Raw genomic sequence first — 18,938 nt, forward strand, 5'->3', positions numbered from 1 at the left:
AATGAGCTTTTAAAGTTTCTTATATATAGATTGAATATCTAATGGATCATCCATTTCTTTCTGCAGCCTTATCAAATCTTTAAATAAAGCTCTCACCTTTTCTTTATTTTCCGGTAATTGAGCAATATCGTTCATTTCTTCAGGATCGCTATTCATATCAAACAACATCACTTTTTCGATTTCTGGATAGACCAATAACTTAAACCCATTTTTTCTGATCATACGTTGCACACTTAAATATGCTCCATAAACTTCTTTATAATGACTTTCAGTTACATTTCCTTTTGCTAAATCAAGAAAACTATTGAATTCAACAAACTCCGGTTTTTGAATCCCTGTCAAATCAATGGCGGTAGCCATAGCATCTTGTAAATAGACATCAGCATCAACTCTTTTATTTTTAGGTATTTCAGGCCCTAAGATAATCATTGGTGGACGCATACTATGATCGTATAAATTTTGTTTCCCAAGTAATCCATGTCTTCCCATTGCCAATCCATGATCTGCAGTAAAAATTATATACGTATTATCCATTTTACCTGATTTCTTTAACGCATCTACAATTAATCCAATTTGAGCGTCTACATGTGTAATACTCGCATAATATTCTTTAATATGAGTTTTTATAGCATACTCTGTTCTTGGGAAAGGAGCCAATGCTTCATCTCTTAAATCGTTGCTATTAGCTATATCATGACGATAAGGATACTCAGGTATATAACTTTTTGGCAATTCCATATCTTCCACCTTATACATATCTTGATATTCCTGAGGTGCCTGTCTAGGATCATGCGGTGCATTAAATGCTAAATACATAAAAAACGGAGTTTCCTTTGTTTTTGCTTGATTAATAAAGTCAATGGCATCATCTTTTAATACTTCACTCCAATGCTTTCCTCCCTTCCAAAAACCACCAAATTTGGTTTCCGTTGGAGACCAAGAGGTATCATTTTCATTTTGAGGCCTGTTATATCCCACGGGCATAATTGCCTCTGATCCATTTTTCTTGTATTCTGGATTTTTTTTGAATTTTTCTACCATTGCATAATGATCCCATGCATCTTTTGGCATCCCAGGTCGAATATGTTTTACATTTTTAAATACTTTTCCTGCAGGAGCATCTACATGCCATTTCCCTGTCATATAAGTATCATAACCAGCTGATTCCATAACTTTTGACCAAGACTTATCAAATGAGGTTGGATCGTTACTCTTCCATTTCTGTCTAAATTCATTGGCTCTCCATACAAATCTTCCAGAATTCATCATAGCTCTAGAAGCTGCACAAACGGCACCACTCCAAGATCCCATATTATAAGCATGCGTGAAAGTAGTCCCTTCTGTCACAAATGAATCCATAGTTGGAGTAATAATTTGATTATTACCTAAAGCATGAATAGAAGAATACGTTTGATCATCTGTAAAAACAAATACGATATTCGGTTTAGAACTTACCTCTTGCTTTTCTTTTTTACTTCCGCAACTTGTCAATAAAACAAAACAAGCTAGAATTATAATTTTTATTCTCATATGTCTCAAAAAAATACTCGCTTAAAAGCGAGTATAAATTAGCAATTAATATTAATTTACATCTTCTCTACAAAGATTGATTTTATAAACTAATAATTAAAATACATATGTTCTTTAAACCGATACAAATGGTTTAAGTTGCACTATCATCCCCTTCATTAGAGTCACGGTCCGCTTGTCTTACATATTTACTAGGGATCACCCCAAATTGTTTTTTAAAGCATTTAGAGAAATAGGATGCGGTATTGAACCCTGTCATATACATTACCTCTTTCACCGACAAATCACTTTTTTCTAATAACTGAACAGCTCTTTTTAGTCTTATATTTCTTATAAACTCACTAGAGGACAAACCTGTAAGTTCTTTAATTTTCAAGAATAAATTACTCCTACTTAAAGCCATTTCTTTTACCAACAACTCTACACTAAATTCTGAATTCATCATATGTTTTTCAACTATCTCTATAGCCTTTTGCAAGAATGTTTCATCAGTTGAAGTTACCGTCACTTCTTTCGGTTGAAGGACTATTTCCCTGTTAAAAACCTTTCGTAACTTCTGTCTATGTTTTAAAATATTTGACAGCTTTAACTCTAACAATTCCATATCAAAAGGTTTTCTAACATAAGCATCTGCTCCAATTTTCAACCCTTCAATTTCAGACTCTTCTGAGGTTTTAGCGGTTAACATAACTACTGGAATATGACTTGTTTCTTTTGTCGTTTTTAATTTTCCACACAGCTCTACTCCATCCATTATTGGCATCATCAAATCGGTAATAATTATATTTGGAATTACCTTATTTGCAACTTCAAAACCTTTTTCACCATTTTCTGCTTCATAAATATAATAACTCTCACCTAATCCTTTTTTGATAAACGATCTAATATCAGGATTATCATCAACAACCAACAACACCGGTAATTGAGATCTTGATCTTGATAAATTTTGATCCACAATATCATCCAAAACTCCCATCACATGCGTCTCCGCATCAGCCTGGCCAACAAGAGGTTCTTTCTCATTAACATCTCTAAAACTTACATCTTTTGAAACATGATACATTTCTTTATCTTTCGGCAAAAACACAAAGAAAGAAGTTCCATAAGAAGGATCACTTTTTACATCAATAATACCAGAATGATGTTCTACTAATTTTTTAGTAAACGAAAGTCCAATACCAGTACCTTTCATATCTAAATTTGCTTTCCCAACCTGAGTATAAAATCTCTCAAAAATATGCTGAATTCTATGTTTAGGAATTCCTGGGCCAGAATCTTTAACTTGAATGATCACATATTTAGACTGATGTTCAACTTCCTGAATTCCTTGTGGTATTTCAAATGTAGCTCCATCATGAACCATCAATTCAACGGAACCATTTTCAGGCGTAAATTTGAATGCATTCGATAATAAATTATTAATAATCTTTTCCAAAGCATTTGAATCAAACCATGAATTAATACTCTTCTTTTCTGAGGAAATCTCAAATTTTATTTTCTTTTTTGAACTCAAAAATTGGAAAGGTTCTCCCAATCCTTCAACAAAGGCAACCATATCACTCTCACCAAGAACCAAATCCATTTTACCTTTATCCATTTTCCTAAAATCAAGCAACTGATTTACCAAACGCAATAAATAATCCACGTTTTTAAACATTAATTCATACTGCTCAGATACTTCTTTCTTAGAAATAGAATCACCTTTTTTTCTTAAATAATCCAGCGGACCACGAATCAAGGTTAACGGAGTTCTAAATTCATGAGATATATTCGTGAAAAATTCTAGTTTTAATCTATGTATTTCCTCGTGTTGCTCTTTTTCTAAATGTTCTAATTCTAGATCATGCTTCTTAGAAGAACTTATTAGGGTATATCTCCTGAAACCAAACAGACTTAATGCAAAAAGTAAAAGGTATATTATTTTTGCTAAGTTTGAACTCCACCAAGGTGGTATTACCTTAATCTTTAATTTCGTTGGTGTTTGATCCCAAACCCCGTCATTATTTGAGGCCTTCACCTGTAGCGTATATTCTCCAGGTTCTAAATTAGTATAAGTTGCGAACCTTTTATCTGAGGTTGTATATACCCAATGTTTATTAAAGCCATCCAGCTTGTAGGCAAACATATTTTTCTTGGGTGCTGCATAATGCAAGGAGGCAAACTCAAAAGAAAAACTATTTTCACTATATTTTAAATCTATCTTTCCAACTTCATTTATTGCTTTGGTAAGGATTACTCTTCCGTTTACCTCTTCTCCTATTGAGATAGGTTTATTGAAAATTGAAAATCCAGTAATTACAGTTTCACCGCTAACTTTATTATTTTTTATGGTAGTTGGGTCAAAAATATTAAAACCACTCACCCCTCCAAACATAAGTTTTCCCTCTTTCGTTTTCCAAGCGGCTAACTCTCCAAACTCATCATTTTGAAGTCCATCATTAACATCAAAATTTTTAAAGCTTTTATTAACTGGATTAAATTTAGAGAGACCTCTATTGGTGGCTAACCATAAATTCCCATCATTATCTTCTAAAATACCTTTGATAACATTATTTGGCAATCCATTAAGCTCTGAATAAACTTCAAAAGAAATACTACCCGACTCAGGGTCTTCTATCATTTTATTTAAACCACCTCCAAAAGTTCCAATCCAAATGTCTCCTGTAGAAGATTGAAAAATATTTAAAATATAATTATGGCTTAAACTCGAAGCATCTTTAGGATCATTCTTAAAAACCTGAAAAACAGGGTTTTTCTTTAGACTTTCAACCGAATCCAATTTACATAATCCATTCCCGGTTCCAAACCAAACATTTTTATTTTTATCGATAAAAACTTTTCTGATAATATTACTTGAAACACTACCTTCTTGGTTTTTATTATAAGAAAGGATGTCTTTCTTAAAATCATTGGTCTCTTCATTTAATATCCATCTGTAAATCCCGGCCCCATATGTTGCAAACCATAAATTCCCATAACTATCATCAGCCATAGAGAATAAACTACTGTTAAAGTCATTGTTCTTTATTAAGTCAGATCTTGTAATTTCTTTATCTTCAGTGATATCTATTTTATACAAAGAAACAGGGCCTTGACAGCCTAACAATAAGATTTTCCTCTTATTAATTTCAACTTCTTTGATGGAATATACTGGCCATTTAAATCCGAAATTCACAAATTCAAATTCTTCAATTTTTTCAGCGTTTTTCCTCATCATATTTACGCCTCCTCCTTCTGTACCTACCCATAAGGTACCATTAGAATCTTCATAAATTGATCTTACTTTATCATTGCTAAGACTTTTAGGGTTTAACGTTTTCCTAACTGTTTCAAATTGCTTTCTTGTTGGATCATATTTATTTATACCTCCACCATTTACACCAATCCAAACAATTCCTGTTTTATCCACAAAAATGGATGTTACATTGTTTTTACTTAAACTTTTTGTTGGAAACCTGGGATTGTAAGTAAACTCTTTTATTTTTTTAGGTTTCTTTAGATTTTTATTATTTTTAAAATAAGTTAAGCCTCTATTACTTCCTGCCCATAAATAATCTCCCGCAACTGCAAGTTCTCCATAACTCATGGCCGAAAATCTATCGGCTCTGTAAACATTTTGATCCAACTGTAATTTATACAATCCTTTTGAGGTAGATATTAAAACCCTTCCAAATGAATCTTCAATAATATTCTTAACAGGCGTAAATTTTGGAAGACCAATCATACTGTTCACTCTAGGAAAATAAATACTTCCGTTTTCATCATGAGACAGTCTGTGCAAGCCTTTTGCTCCTGCTACCCATATTTGCCCATTAGAATCCTCAAATATTTGATTTACACTGTTCGCATTTTTACCTCCTAGCACCACTTCGTTTGAAGACAATTTAAAATGTCTAAATTTTATGGAATCTTGTGGCATTTCTAGATTCACCATATCTATCCCTTTGGCAGTTCCAACCCAAAGCCTATTCTTAGTATCTTTAAATACTGCACGTATGGTGTTATCTACAATACTATGTTTATTAAAATCATCATGTATATAACGGGTGAACTTCTCTGTTTTTCTATTGTATAAATTCAAACCATTTCCTGTGGTACCAACCCACAGATTTCCATTTTCATCCTCAGCAATAGACCATATCAAATTACTACTGATACTAGTAACATCATTAGGATTCGGTTTAAAAACCTTAAAACTATAGCCATCATATCTATTCAACCCATCATGGGTTCCAAACCACATAAAACCTTGTTTATCTTGATAAATACAATTTACATCATTCTGAGACAGTCCATCAACAGTTGATAAATGCTCAAACTCAATAGAATTTTGTCCTGATATACTTGTTGAAACACAAAACAACATAAAAAAACAAAACAACCTACATCCAATAAAACTTCTATGTATAAAATCAATCATATTCATAATTCAAAAGAATTCAATCAGTCTGGAGAGAGACTCGTTTTTCAAGAAATGCGCCGCCAAAAGTTGATGAACTTACAGCAGGCTAAAATTTATTCAATAAAAACAAATGTAGACGGTTTCAATCAATAATCAAAACAAAATAGAAAACTCATCCAATCCTTCAGAAATACAGAAAGCAAAAAATTAACATTTTTTAACATTCACAGTATATTTTCTTTATATTTATCCTGCTAACTAAACGAAAAAAGATGAATTTCAAAAACGCTAACTTTCAACTCTTTGTACTTTTAACTGCACTTATTTTAAGTACATCTACGACAAAATCGCAAATCGCTTATGACCATATCACAAACAAAGCTGTTTCGGTTGGATCTTACGGTAGAGTTGGTGTTGATTGGTCATTTGATCATGGTAGAACCATTGGACGTCGATTAAACTTAAACAATATGGGAAGTATAGGTGGGCGTATGGAAGAGCAAGATTATTTAGAATTTGCCCCGTCTTTACAATTCAAACCCCAAAAAGGTGATAGTACGTATATCAACATGCAACTTAGACTTTCTGTTTATAGTAATAGTTTAACTTCCTTTGGTAACAGTACAACATCAAGTCTTGGTGGACTTACGTTTGCAATTCCTGAATTATTTGTCCAAGCAAGAAATATTAAGAATACAGGAATTAATTTTTGGATAGGATCAAGACTTTATAGAGGACCTGATGTACATGTAGCAGATCATTTCTATTTTAACGACCATTCAGGCCAAGGTTTTGGTATTGAATTTAAGAAAACAAGACTTGCTGCTATCTTTGTTACCGCAACAGATACTACATCAACTGTACCTCCCTATTTTTATCTAAACATTAAAACAGGAACTCCAAGTGCAGCATTAAGGCAAAGAACTGTTTTAGTTGCTGAACATGATATTGATTTAAATGATCAAAATAGAATTACTTTATTAGGTGAATATCACAGAATTCCAGACGCTCATGCAAGTGAAATAGAAGACATACCAACCAACCCAATAGAACCTGAAGTTCCTGTTTATAACTACGACTCAGATTATGGATTCGTTTTTGGTGCAAGACATCATGTTAATTTCAAAAACATGAAAGAAGGTTCATTTAATGATTTTACAATAAGATACGGTACAAGAATTGCAAATGGTGGTGATGGTGGAGTCTCAAAAACCTGGGCTACTTTTGGAGCACCAGACACTATTTCTAGAACTTTTAAAGGAGCACATTCCCTTGCAATAGTGAATCATTCTGTATTTCACACTTCCGAAAACAATACCATCAACCCATATGTGATCATGACGTATAGTAAAGGTGGTGCTCCAGGAAACGGACTATCAAAAACCTATTTTGGTAGAGAAGTTTACAATAAAAAAGTCGACTTTACCATTGGAGCAAGAGATGAATATTTTTTCACAGACCATTTTCACCTAATAACTGAATTTCATTATTCAAGAAGAAGTGATGGTGATAATCCAGCAGCAAGCATGACTAAATTCACGATAGCTCCTGTTTTTGTGCCAAATGGACAGAGAAGTATATGGGCAAGACCACATTTTAGATTTGTTGCTTCTGTTGCAAAATATAATCAATACGCGCAAGACAATTTGTATTCCCCTTTTCTTCAATTCACAGGAAAGCGAAGTTGGGGTACCTATTTTGGTGTAAAGACTGAATGGTGGTTATGGAATTAAAAAAAGGGAGCAAATAATTGCTCCCTTTTTTTATTTAATCATTGAAATAAAATCTTCTTCTGAGATTATCGTAATTCCTAAATTAGTTGCTTTTTCCAATTTAGAAGGTCCCATTTTATCTCCCGCCACAACATAAGTTGTTTTCTTAGAGATAGAACTTGAAACCTTACCTCCGTTGTCTTCTATCGCTTTTTTCAATTCGTTTCTTGTTAGCTCATAAAAAACTCCAGATACCACAAATATTTTTCCTTCAAGTAGACTAGATTGATTCTCTAGAACTTCAGCAGACAACTCTAACTGTAATCCTGCAGTTTTCAACCTGTCAATTAATTCAAGATTCTGCTCATCCTTAGAGAAATTCACAATACTTTCTGCTATTCTGTCTCCTATTTCATCCACGGAAATTAACTCTTCAAAAGAAGCAGCAAATAAAGAATCTATATTTTTAAAGTATTTGGCTAATTTTTTAGCGACTGTTTCTCCAACAAATCTGATCCCCAAAGCAAATAATACTTTCTCAAACGGTATCTCCCTTGATTTCTCAATTCCTCTAACAATATTTTGAGCGGATTTCTCAGCCATTCTATCTAAGGGAAGAATTTGCTCTTCCGTCAAATCGTATAAATCTGCATAGTTTGCGACCAAATTTGCTTTCCTTAAAAGCTCAACTGTTTCACCTCCTAAACCATCAATATCCATTGCTTTTCTACTAATAAAATGTTGAATTCTACCGGTAACTTGAGGTGGACACCCAAACTCATTTGGGCAATAATGTTTTGCATCTCCTTCCTTCCTAACAAGCTCAGCATTACATTCCGGACAATTTGTAGCATACTTAGTCTCAATAGAATGTTTAGGTCGCTTCTCTAAATCAACTCCAACAATCTTAGGAATTATTTCTCCTCCTTTTTCTACATATACAAAATCTCCAATCCTAATATCTAACTTTTCAATTTGATCCGCATTATGTAAAGAAGCCCTGCGCACTGTTGTTCCTCCTAGCTGAACTGGTTCCAAATTAGCCACAGGAGTAATTGCCCCTGTTCTACCAACTTGATACGTAATTTCATTAAGCACAGTACTTTGTTGCTCAGTTTTAAATTTATAGGCTATTGCCCAACGTGGCGCTTTTGCTGTATACCCAAGTTCTTCTTGTTGCCTTAAAGAATTTACCTTGATTACAACTCCATCTGTTTCATAAGGCAAATTATGTCTCTCTAAATCCCAACGGTTCACAAAACCAAATACTTCTTCAATACTTTTTGTAACAGTCATGGTATCTGGTACTTTAAATCCAGATTCTGCAGCCGCATTAAGAATATCTGAATGAGACTCAAATTTCGATCGATCCACAACAACCTGATATAAAAGACAATCCAAAGGCCTTTTGGCTACTTCAGTACTATCCTGCAACTTTAAACTTCCACTCGCCGTGTTTCTTGGATTAGCATAAACATCTTCCCCTTCTGCTTCCCGAGCTTCGTTCATTTTATTAAAGCCATCCAAAGGCAATATGATCTCTCCACGAATTTCAAAGGAGTCTAAAAACGGTTTTGTTAGTTTTAAAGGCAGCGAACGGATCGTTTTTACATTAGTCGTAACATTATCTCCTTGAAATCCGTCACCTCTTGTTACGGCTTTCACTAGGCTGCCATTCTCATAGGTTAAATTAATTGACGCACCATCATACTTCAATTCACAGGTATATTCTATAGGTCCTTCAACTATTTTCTTGATCCGTTTTTCCCAATCCTCTAAATCTTCTATGGAATATGAATTATCCAAGGAGTACATTCTATTTTTATGTACTAATGTTTCGAAGTTCTTGGTTATTTCTCCACCAACTCTTTGGCTAGGTGAATCTTTATCATAAAACTGCGGGTATTTTAGCTCTAGTGCTTCTAACTTTTTCAACAAAATGTCAAAATCAAAATCAGAAATAGTTGAAATATCCTTCACATAATAATTATAATTATGCTTTCTTATTTCCTCACGTAATTCCTCTATCTGGTTTTCAACTGTCTGCCCCATTTATATTCTTATATATGATTTCATACAAATCTAATAAATGATCAGACATTTTCTATTTGAAACTTAAAAATAATCAAAAAAAAAGAACATCTAAATTGATGTTCTTTTCTCTCTTATTATTTTTTGGAATTCTTTGCTTCCTTCTCTCTTTGCTTGTAAGCTTCTTTTTCTTTCTCCTTCTGTTGCTTTCGTTGTTCTTTTTCCTCTTTCGTAAGTTTATAATCTACTATTTGCCCCATATAAACCAACGTATCTCTTTTAATAGAATCCAACTCAATATCTCTTTCTTCAGCAATGATCTCAGCATATTTTTCCATTTCCGCCTCAGAAACCCATCCACCTCCAAGTGATTTATACAAATTCACATAAGCGGTTAATAATTGTTGAAAGTTATCAGAATAGGATAATTCCGCATCAAATTCTTGACGTTGATTCTCTGTAACTTCTAAATAACTAGTAACCCCTTGATAGTATCTTTGACTAGACAAATTACTTGCATTATTAGCAGCATCTAATCTTAATTGTCTAGCTTTTAACTCTTCTTTCAATGTTTCTATCTCTACTAAAGAGTTACTTACTTCTTTCATTGAATTCAACACAGTATTTTCATAGGATAACAGGGACTGTTTTGCTACTTCCCTGGCAATATCTACCCTCTTTTTATTTTTCCCAAAATTAAAAATAGGACCAGTTATCCCTGCAGAAGCTCCCCAACCTAATCCATTATCCAACACGGTTGACAACTCATTACTACCTAAACCTAGAAGACCTGTTAAACTAAATGAAGGATATCTCATAGCCTGTGCTACCCCCACTTTAGCATTCGAAACTCTAAAGTTTTGTTCTGCTTGTAAAACATCTGGTCGTCTTAATAAAACCTCAGACGGAATTCCTATAGGAATAGAATCTGGTAGTTTATAATCATAATAAGTCACCTTTGTTTTTACATCGTCAGGCATCTTACCAACAAGTACACTCAAATTATTTTCAGTAATCGCAATTAGCCTTTTGTAATAAGGTACTGCTGTCTGTGCAATTGCCTTCTGAATTTCAGCTTGATTCACGTCGATAATGTGGGTATAACCAAAATCAAATCTATTCTGAATTATTGTCAACGTACTATCACGACTCGCTAGCGTTTTATTTGAAATATCTAATTGCGTACGGTAGCCAATTAACTTAAAATAATTAATCGCAATCTCACTAATCAATGCAATTTCAATAGCCCTTTTCGCATACAAAGTACTCATTAACTCCGCCTTTGCCGATTCCGTTGAACGTTTATACTTCCCCCAAAAATCAATTTCCCAACTTGCATTTACAGTTCCATTAAAACTATTAAATCCTTTATTATCCGGAAAAACATTTGCAAACGCCATATTTCTTCCTGCACTTGCATTATACGAAAATTGCGGAAGCCTATCTGCGTTGGTGAATTTCACATTGGCTCTTGCCTGTTCTATCCTGCTCGCAGCAATTAATAAGTTTTTATTATTCACAAGTGCCTGACGAACTAAGGTATCAATGACACTGTCTTGAAAAATCTCCCACCATTTCAAATTCACAACACTATCTGTCAAGGTAGTGTCTTTTGATTTAAACCTGAATTCTGAGGTGGTCTGATCTTTAGGTTTGTGATAATTAGGTCCAACCGCACATGAATAGATTAACAAACCTATTACAAACAAACTTATATATGTAGATAAATTAATTTTCATCATTAGCTTCTTTAGATGTTTCTAACTCATTCAATCTCTGCATCTCTCGTTTTTTCTCATATCCCGCGAGTTTTCCTATCAGGATAAATAACATAGGATACATGAAAACTCCCAAAAATGTAGCTAAGGTCATTCCACCAAGCAACGCCATTCCCATCACTTTTCTCGCTTCAGAACCAGTACCGGATGCTACTACTAAAGGAAAAACTCCTAAAATAAAAGAAAATGCAGTCATTAAAATCGGTCTAAACCTAGATCTTGCCGCTTCAAGAGCCGCATCAAATAAACTTTTCCCTTTTTGAAATTCATCATTGGCAAATTCGACTATCAGAATGGCATTTTTAGCGGCCATCCCAATTAACATCACAAAAGATACTTGAGCGAAAATATTATTCTCAAAAGAAGGACTAAACAATCTTGAAATCCACAAAGCAAACAATGCTCCAAATATAGCAAAAGGCGTTCCTAGAAGAATACTAAATGGCAACGACCAACTTTCATATTGGGCTGCCAAAATTAAGAATACAAACACCAACGAAAACGTTAATATAGTTCCTAAAGATCCAGAAGCCTTATTTTCTTGATAAGACATCGCATTCCAAGAAGTTGTCATATCTGAGGGTAATGTCTCCGCAGCAACTTCTTTCAGAGCATCCATTGCTTGTTTTGAAGTATATCCTGGGGCAGGCCCTCCGGTTACCTCAACAGATCTAAATAAATTAAAACGAGTGGTATAATCTGGTCCAGAAATTGGTGTAATTGTAGCTACTGTTGACAAAGGCACCATATTTCCATCCTTATTTTTAATAAAAAAGTTCTCTATCTGAGACTCATCTACACGATACTCATTTTCTGCCTGAATATAAGTTTTATACAATCTACCAAACCTCGTAAAATCATTTACATAAGCTCCTCCCATAAAAGCCCCTACTGTGGTATATAATTCATTTAATGAAATTCCTAATTTAAGAGCTTTCTCCTTATCAATATCCATATACCTTTGAGGTACTGTTGCCTGAAAAGTGGTAAAGGCACGACCTATTTCTGGCCTTGCATTTGCAGCCATGATAAACTTATTGGTGTTTTCTGAAAGATATTCAGGTGAGTTACCTCCCTTATCTTGCACCATTATACTAAAACCAGATCCATTTCCTAATCCTGGAATTGCAGGAGGTCCAAAGGCAAAAGCTTGCGCTCCCTTTATTTTCTGAGCCAACTCTACATTCAACCTATCAATAACCTGTTTAACCGTAGCTTCACGCTCTGACCAATCTCTTAAGGTTACGAACATAAAACCATTATTAGAAGCCATAGACCCAGAAAGCATACTATAACCTGTTGCATTTGTCACATATTCCACTTCTGGATAGTTTAACAAAATAGCCTCTACATCACTTGCAACCTTATCAGACCTTTGTAATGAAGCAGCATTTGGAAGCTGTAGGTTTACATAAAAATACCCCATGTCTTCCTCAGGTATAAAACCTCCTGGAACCATTTTCCCGAAGATCCCTGCTCCAATAGTCAAAATAACTATAAAAATAGCTCCTCTCTTAACCTTTCCAGAAATAATTCTAGTATAAGTCATGTAGGAATCCGTACTCTTCCCCATCCATTTATTAAAAGCATCAAAGAATTTTCCTAACAAGCCTCCATAAGGTTTAGGTTCTTTTAATAATAAACTACATAATGCTGGACTCAAAGTTAAGGCGTTTACCGAAGATACAATTACAGAAACCACAATAGTAATTGCGAATTGTTGATAGAGTAACCCAGTAATACCCGCCATTCCGGCTACAGGAATAAAAACCGCTACTAAAACCAATGTTGTTGCAATAACAGGAGCTGTTACCTTACGCATAGCATCTAATGTGGCTTCTTTTGAATTCATACCCGATGCAATATTCACTTGAACCGCTTCTACAACAACAATGGCATCATCTACAACAATACCAATGGCGAGTACTAGCCCCAATAATGACAATACGTTAATTGTAAAACCTAAAGCAGGAAAAAACATAAAGGCTCCAACTAATGAAACTGGAATAGCCAATGTTGGAATCAGAGTTGCCCTCCAATCCTGAATAAAGATAAAGACCACTAGTACTACCAAAATCAACGCTACAATTAGAGTAACTATAATATCTTTAATACCTGCAGTAATCGGTAAGGTGGAATCTAACGAAACATCAAAACTCATTCCTTCTGGAAATCCTTTAGATAACTCCCCCATTTCTTTAACCGCATTTTGAGCCAATTCCACAGCGTTAGAGCCAGGTGCTTGATACAAAGCTACAATCGCTGATTCTTTTGGAATGGAATCTCTACCTTCTGCATTGACCCCTAAACGAGGAATCATATTATAAGTTTCCACCCCTAAATCTACTCTCGCTACATCACCAATTTTCACATTAGAACCATCAGATTTAGTTCTAATTACAATCTCCTCAAAGGCTTCAGGTGAATTAAATCTTTCCGGTAATCTCACGGTATAGGTAAACTCCGTTCCTGCTGGTGCAGGTTCCGCTCCAAATTTTCCCCCAGGAACAATTAAGTTTTGCTGATTAATCGCATCAATCATTTCCGAAACTGTAATTCCTAATCTTGAAAGTCTGTCTGGCTTAATCCAAATTCGCATAGAATAATTGGCTGCTCCCATAACATCTACACGACCAATACCCTTTAATCTAGCTAATTGATCCTTTATATTGATCAAAGCATAATTCCCTAAAAAATCCTGATCATTATGAGATGGGTTTTCAGAAGTTAATGAGATAAGCATCAAAATATTGGGTAATGATTTTTTTGTAGTCACCCCATATTTTGTAACTGCTGCCGGTAATTTTGCAGTAGCCGCAGACACCCTATTCTGTGCAAGTACCGTATTCATATCCGGATCTGTACCTACGTCAAATGAAACTTGAATCACCATAGTACCATCATTGGCATTGGTAGATTTCATATAAATCATATTATCTACACCATTCATCTCCTGCTCTAAAGGAGTTGCTACAGATTCCTCTACATTCGTAGCATTTGCACCGGTATAAGTCGCTCTAACTTCTACAATCGGTGGCGTTAAATTTGGATATTGCTCAATTGGCAAACCTATTACTGAAACTGCCCCAACAATAACAATAATAATTGCTATTACTATGGCAACAATTGGACGGTGGACGAAAAAATTCCCTTTACTATCAGACATATATTTATTTTTCAGTTCTACTTTCGAACTCCACTAGATCCGGAACAATTTCCATACCCGCTCTAACTTTCTGAATTCCGTCTAATATTATTTTTTCACCTGGTTTTAATCCTGATTTTATCAGTCTAAAATCGTCAACAGACAAACCAACTTCAACAGATCTATTTTCAACTTTATTTTCGTTCGTTACTACAAATAAAGAATAGTCTCCTTGTAATTCCTTCAAACATTTTTGAGGAACAAGTAAAGCATTTTCTGCATTTCTAATATTTATTTTCACCCTACCAAACTGCCCAGGTCTAATAATCCTATCAGGATTTGGGAACGAAGCTTGTAGCAAAATTGCACCAGTTGTTGGATCTACATTTCTATCAATAAAATCAATATGACCTTTATGCTCATAAGTACTTCTATCTGAAAAAATCAATTGTACATTCTCCTTTGAGTCTTCTTCTTTAAATTTTTCTTTTTTTGCAGCAGCATACTCTCTAGCAATCAATAAATAATCATTCTCTGACAGAAAAAACTGAACTCGAACAGAATCAACTCTCGATACAGTATTTAAAATTACTGGATTCGGATCTTTACCGACAAATTCTCCTTGCCTGGCTAACGTTTTACCTATCAAACCATTTAACGGTGAATAGATATTAGTATATCCTAAATTAATTTTAGCAAGCTCTAGACTAGCTTTTGCCGCTTTCACCTCAGATCTAGCAGCATCTCTTTGTGCTCTAGCCATATCCAACTCTCGCTTACTTACAGCATCTATTTCTGCCAAGGGCTCTACCCTTTCTAAATCACTCTCTTTCTGAATTAAACTTGTTTTGGATTGTGCTAATCTACTTTCTTGAGTTGCAACATCTTGTTTAAAAGGATCTGCATCAATACTATAAAGCAGTTGTCCTTTTTTAACTGTGCTACCTTCTTTAAAATGAATTTGTTCCAAAAATCCTTCAACTCTAGCTCGAATAGGAATATCACTTTTACCGTAAACCTGCCCCACAAACTCCCTATAAATAGGAACTGTTTTCGGTATTACTTCAACAACTTTTAATTTCTGAGGTGGTAATTTTACTTTTTTTTCTTCTTTGCATGAAGAAATCGCAAGCACACTCAACATGAGAGCATAAAGAGTAAATTTCATATGTGTTAGATTATAGTCAATTTTAAAAAGTAAAAGTAAAAAAAATAGCGGAGCTTTCCTCTATTTTAAATCACTATAAAAAAACAAATAAAAAGCCGATACTCATGGAGTATCGGCTCTAAAACTCAAATTAATACTTATTATCTAAAAATATAATTCTCTTTAATTCCTTTTGAGTTTAAAATACCCAATTTTAAATAGCCAACCTCTGACTTTTCTTTCAACAAGGCATCCACTTGAGAAACGTTGGTCACTTTTTCATTATTTATTTCAAGTAACACATCCCCTTCTACAACACCTAATTCCTTTAATTCAGAGTTTCTAATATTCACAATTTTAACCCCTGAATCAACTTTTCGTTTCTTCATTTCTGATTTTGACAATTCCTCAACTGAAAATCCTAACAAATTAACATGAAGTGCTTTATTTTCAGTTAATATGACCGTTTTTGTGAGTGTAGTATCCCCTCTAAGCACAGTTACTTGGATTTTATCACCAGGTCTTTTTGCATTTAATTGTCCTTTTAAATCTGAAAATTTTCTAATCTTAACATTTTCAATTTTCACTATAATATCTTCTTCTTGAAGTCCAGCTTCTTGAGCACCACCACCGTCGGTAACTGCCGTAATTCGCACTCCCTCTAAATCATCTTTTCTAGGATCATATTGGATTCCAATAAGTGCTTTTTGAACATTACCAAACTCCATAATATCCTCAATAACCTTCTTCGCTATATTTGATGGTACCGCGAAAGAATAGCCCACAAAAGAACCTGTTTGCGATGAAATCGCTGTATTAATACCTATTAATTCCCCTCTTGTGTTTACCAATGCACCACCACTATTTCCCGGGTTAACCGCCGCGTCAGTCTGAATAAAAGATTCCGTATTGGAATTCCCTTCTAAATCTCTTCCCTTTGCACTAATAATTCCTGCAGTAACTGTAGAAGTAAGATTGTAAGGATTCCCAACTGCCAATACCCACTCTCCAACTTGAATAGCGTCCGAGTTTGCAAAAGTTAACGACTCAAAATCATTCCCTTCAATTTTTAACAAAGCAATATCACTACCTGGATCTGCTCCCACTAACTCCGCAGTATAAGTTTTCCTATTATTTAAAGTAACTTCTATTGAATTCGCGTTGTCAATTACATGATTATTCGTAACAATATAACCATCTTGTGAAATTAAAACGCCACTTCCAGTCCCTACAGACTCTCTCTCTCTTGGCGCTCCATTTCCTCTTCCGTAAAAGAAATCTGCAAAAGGATCATGATATGTACTAATGGAAGTATTTTTTACATGCACCACTGCATTTAAACTCTTCGATGCTGCATCTACAAAATCAGTATTTTCACCAGCTATACTAGTAACACTTGGATAACTAGTTGGTATCGGAACAAAACTACTTGAAACTACCGAAGTTTCTGGACTTCCATGTTTTTGGTTTTTAGACAAATAAGAAAATCCTGCTAACGAAATTGCTCCTCCTAAAAAAGCAACAAAGACTAAACTAACTAATTTTTTCATTTTTAATTTTTATAATTCTAATCAAAGATAAAAAAGTAGTAGATAATTGTTATTATTTTTAACTCCCGTTAACTTTTTTAACGACGTTTTAACACCTAGGTTTTTCTACTTTTTAAGCAGTTGACTCAGGTGAAACTTAAGTCCAAAATCTAAACTCAAAGGATTAAAGTTCCCTTCAAACGGCTGGGTTTGACCAAAGTGAACAAGTAGATCCCATCTATCACTCAATTCTCGTTCAACACCAATTGCATATTCAAATAACAAGCCCTCTCCTAAGTCCAATGCACCGCCACCAGCAGCCCCCACCATAAACTTTAGAGATGCCTTAGTCTTATTAAAAATAGGTTGATAGTAAGTCCCACCAACAAGCCCCTCCGCATAGGCACCATAATCACCTTGATAAGCCCATACAGTACCTGCATTAATACTAAATCTATCACCAAAATACTTTTGGATTTCAAACCCTAAAGAATTAAAACTCGACAAATAAGGCTCACCATTTTTATTCAAAGCTTTTGGAGGAAAATACGTTCTATTAAAAATAGACAAGGCCATATCGTTCGCATAATAGTCATTAGAATTCACATTAAATTTATCCATACCTGAAACATCTGCTCTAGGCTTTAATCTTCCAAAACTTTTACCCAACCCAATCTCGACATGGTTAGAATCAAATGGTCCCCATGGAGAAAAAGTCTTACCCGTCATCATTTTTAAGTCGTACCCATTACCTAACAGAAACGTTAATCCTGCCTCTGCTTGCACCGTAGCTCCACCTCCTGATTCAACACCACCACCTCCAGTAGGTCCCATTAAAAGACGTGACTCCAAATTCATAAAATTTGCAACCAATGGTAATTTAGCTCCAGCGCCCAAAAATATAGACATATACCCATCTGTACCACCTGCAAGCGCACCATTTAATTTTACAAGTCCATAAAAATTATTATTAATTTCTGCTTCCAATTGCATACCTAAAAGACCAATATTTGTTACCTCAGGTTTTGTTGGAACCGAACCATCAGATAAATTGAAATAAGAAGTACCGACAACGGCTACTCTTAACTTTGACTCCGCTAAACCATCATGTTCCACAAATTCATACCCAGAGTCTCTAACTTTCAAATAATTATTACCATTTAAGGTAAGTCCAACGTTGACCTGATTTCCAGAAATATTCCCTGTAGGAAAATCAATCCTAGAAACACCAAATCGAACCCCTAGCTCACCAAATCTTTGTTCTAAATTTAAATGAGGTCGAAGTATCAAACCTCCTCCATCATCAGCACCACCACCTCCTCCTCCTCCAAGAAAGAATCCAGTATCCAAAAAAAGTCCAGATTTAGTTAATTGAGGGCTCCAACCGGCTGACATCCCAAGTGTAATCAACCCTGGTCTTATTCCTGTTACTGCAGAATAAGAATTTACACCTACATATATAGTATTGGTGTTTCTCACCAAATGGAACAAATCAAAACCTATCCCTACAAAGCCTAAATCTGCTTCTGTTGACATTGAAACAGTCTCCCAACTCAACCTAACACGATTTGGAAATTTTTCAACAGAATATTCTTGAGATGTACAAAAAAGGCTAAAAAAAAGTAATACTTGTGTGATATAAATTTTCATTAAAAAACTATTTT

At 34.6% G+C, this 18,938-nt stretch carries 9 protein-coding genes; 1 reads left to right on the forward strand and 8 read right to left on the reverse strand.

Annotated features, from left to right (window positions below; translation table 11 throughout):
• Positions 1-9: 9 nt before the first annotated feature.
• A complete protein-coding gene (locus AC2DZ0_RS07040; protein ID WP_484644602.1) occupies positions 10-1,530 on the reverse strand; it encodes a sulfatase family protein in 1,521 nt (506 codons plus the stop codon).
• 133 nt (positions 1,531-1,663) lie between these two features.
• The gene (locus AC2DZ0_RS07045) at positions 1,664-5,950 is read right to left on the reverse strand and encodes a hybrid sensor histidine kinase/response regulator (protein WP_484644603.1); all 4,287 of its coding nucleotides are present in this window, start codon (positions 5,948-5,950) and stop codon (positions 1,664-1,666) included.
• Between the two features lie 254 nt (positions 5,951-6,204).
• Here AC2DZ0_RS07045 and AC2DZ0_RS07050 point away from each other — a divergent pair, with 254 nt between their 5' ends.
• Positions 6,205-7,665, forward strand: a complete 1,461-nt coding sequence (locus tag AC2DZ0_RS07050) for a carbohydrate porin (protein ID WP_484644604.1) — start codon at positions 6,205-6,207, stop codon at positions 7,663-7,665.
• Between the two features lie 30 nt (positions 7,666-7,695).
• Here the strand turns inward: AC2DZ0_RS07050 and ligA are convergent, their stop codons facing one another.
• The 6 genes from ligA to AC2DZ0_RS07080 all read right to left on the reverse strand — a co-directional run bounded on the left by ligA (position 7,696) and on the right by AC2DZ0_RS07080 (position 18,924).
• Positions 7,696-9,696, reverse strand: a complete 2,001-nt coding sequence (gene ligA, locus AC2DZ0_RS07055) for an NAD-dependent DNA ligase LigA (protein ID WP_484644606.1) — start codon at positions 9,694-9,696, stop codon at positions 7,696-7,698.
• 116 nt (positions 9,697-9,812) lie between these two features.
• Entirely contained in the window at positions 9,813-11,414 is a 1,602-nt protein-coding gene (locus tag AC2DZ0_RS07060) for an efflux transporter outer membrane subunit (RefSeq protein ID WP_484644608.1), read from the reverse strand.
• A complete protein-coding gene (locus AC2DZ0_RS07065) occupies positions 11,404-14,619 on the reverse strand; it encodes an efflux RND transporter permease subunit (RefSeq protein WP_484644610.1) in 3,216 nt (1,071 codons plus the stop codon). Before AC2DZ0_RS07065 ends, AC2DZ0_RS07060 begins: the two co-directional genes overlap by 11 nt.
• A 4-nt stretch (positions 14,620-14,623) precedes the next feature.
• The gene (locus AC2DZ0_RS07070; RefSeq protein WP_484492330.1) at positions 14,624-15,766 is read right to left on the reverse strand and encodes an efflux RND transporter periplasmic adaptor subunit; all 1,143 of its coding nucleotides are present in this window, start codon (positions 15,764-15,766) and stop codon (positions 14,624-14,626) included.
• 140 nt (positions 15,767-15,906) lie between these two features.
• The gene (locus AC2DZ0_RS07075) at positions 15,907-17,295 is read right to left on the reverse strand and encodes a trypsin-like peptidase domain-containing protein (RefSeq protein WP_484644611.1); all 1,389 of its coding nucleotides are present in this window, start codon (positions 17,293-17,295) and stop codon (positions 15,907-15,909) included.
• Between the two features lie 105 nt (positions 17,296-17,400).
• Positions 17,401-18,924 (reverse strand): hypothetical protein, encoded by a 1,524-nt coding sequence (locus AC2DZ0_RS07080; RefSeq protein WP_484644613.1) that lies wholly within the window; start codon positions 18,922-18,924, stop codon positions 17,401-17,403.
• Between the last annotated feature and the right edge of the window lie 14 nt (positions 18,925-18,938).

It is taken from the genome of Flavicella sp. IMCC45668 (assembly GCF_057219105.1).

Excerpts from the sequence above, each read along its gene's own strand:
- AC2DZ0_RS07040 (WP_484644602.1), bottom strand. The coding sequence starts at position 1,530 with ATGAGAATAAAAATTATAATTCTAGCTTGTTTTGTTTTATTGACAAGT.
- AC2DZ0_RS07045 (WP_484644603.1), bottom strand. The coding sequence starts at position 5,950 with ATGATTGATTTTATACATAGAAGTTTTATTGGATGTAGGTTGTTTTGT.
- AC2DZ0_RS07050 (WP_484644604.1), top strand. The coding sequence starts at position 6,205 with ATGAATTTCAAAAACGCTAACTTTCAACTCTTTGTACTTTTAACTGCA.
- ligA (WP_484644606.1), bottom strand. The coding sequence starts at position 9,696 with ATGGGGCAGACAGTTGAAAACCAGATAGAGGAATTACGTGAGGAAATA.
- AC2DZ0_RS07060 (WP_484644608.1), bottom strand. The coding sequence starts at position 11,414 with ATGAAAATTAATTTATCTACATATATAAGTTTGTTTGTAATAGGTTTG.
- AC2DZ0_RS07065 (WP_484644610.1), bottom strand. The coding sequence starts at position 14,619 with ATGTCTGATAGTAAAGGGAATTTTTTCGTCCACCGTCCAATTGTTGCC.
- AC2DZ0_RS07070 (WP_484492330.1), bottom strand. The coding sequence starts at position 15,766 with ATGAAATTTACTCTTTATGCTCTCATGTTGAGTGTGCTTGCGATTTCT.
- AC2DZ0_RS07075 (WP_484644611.1), bottom strand. The coding sequence starts at position 17,295 with ATGAAAAAATTAGTTAGTTTAGTCTTTGTTGCTTTTTTAGGAGGAGCA.
- AC2DZ0_RS07080 (WP_484644613.1), bottom strand. The coding sequence starts at position 18,924 with ATGAAAATTTATATCACACAAGTATTACTTTTTTTTAGCCTTTTTTGT.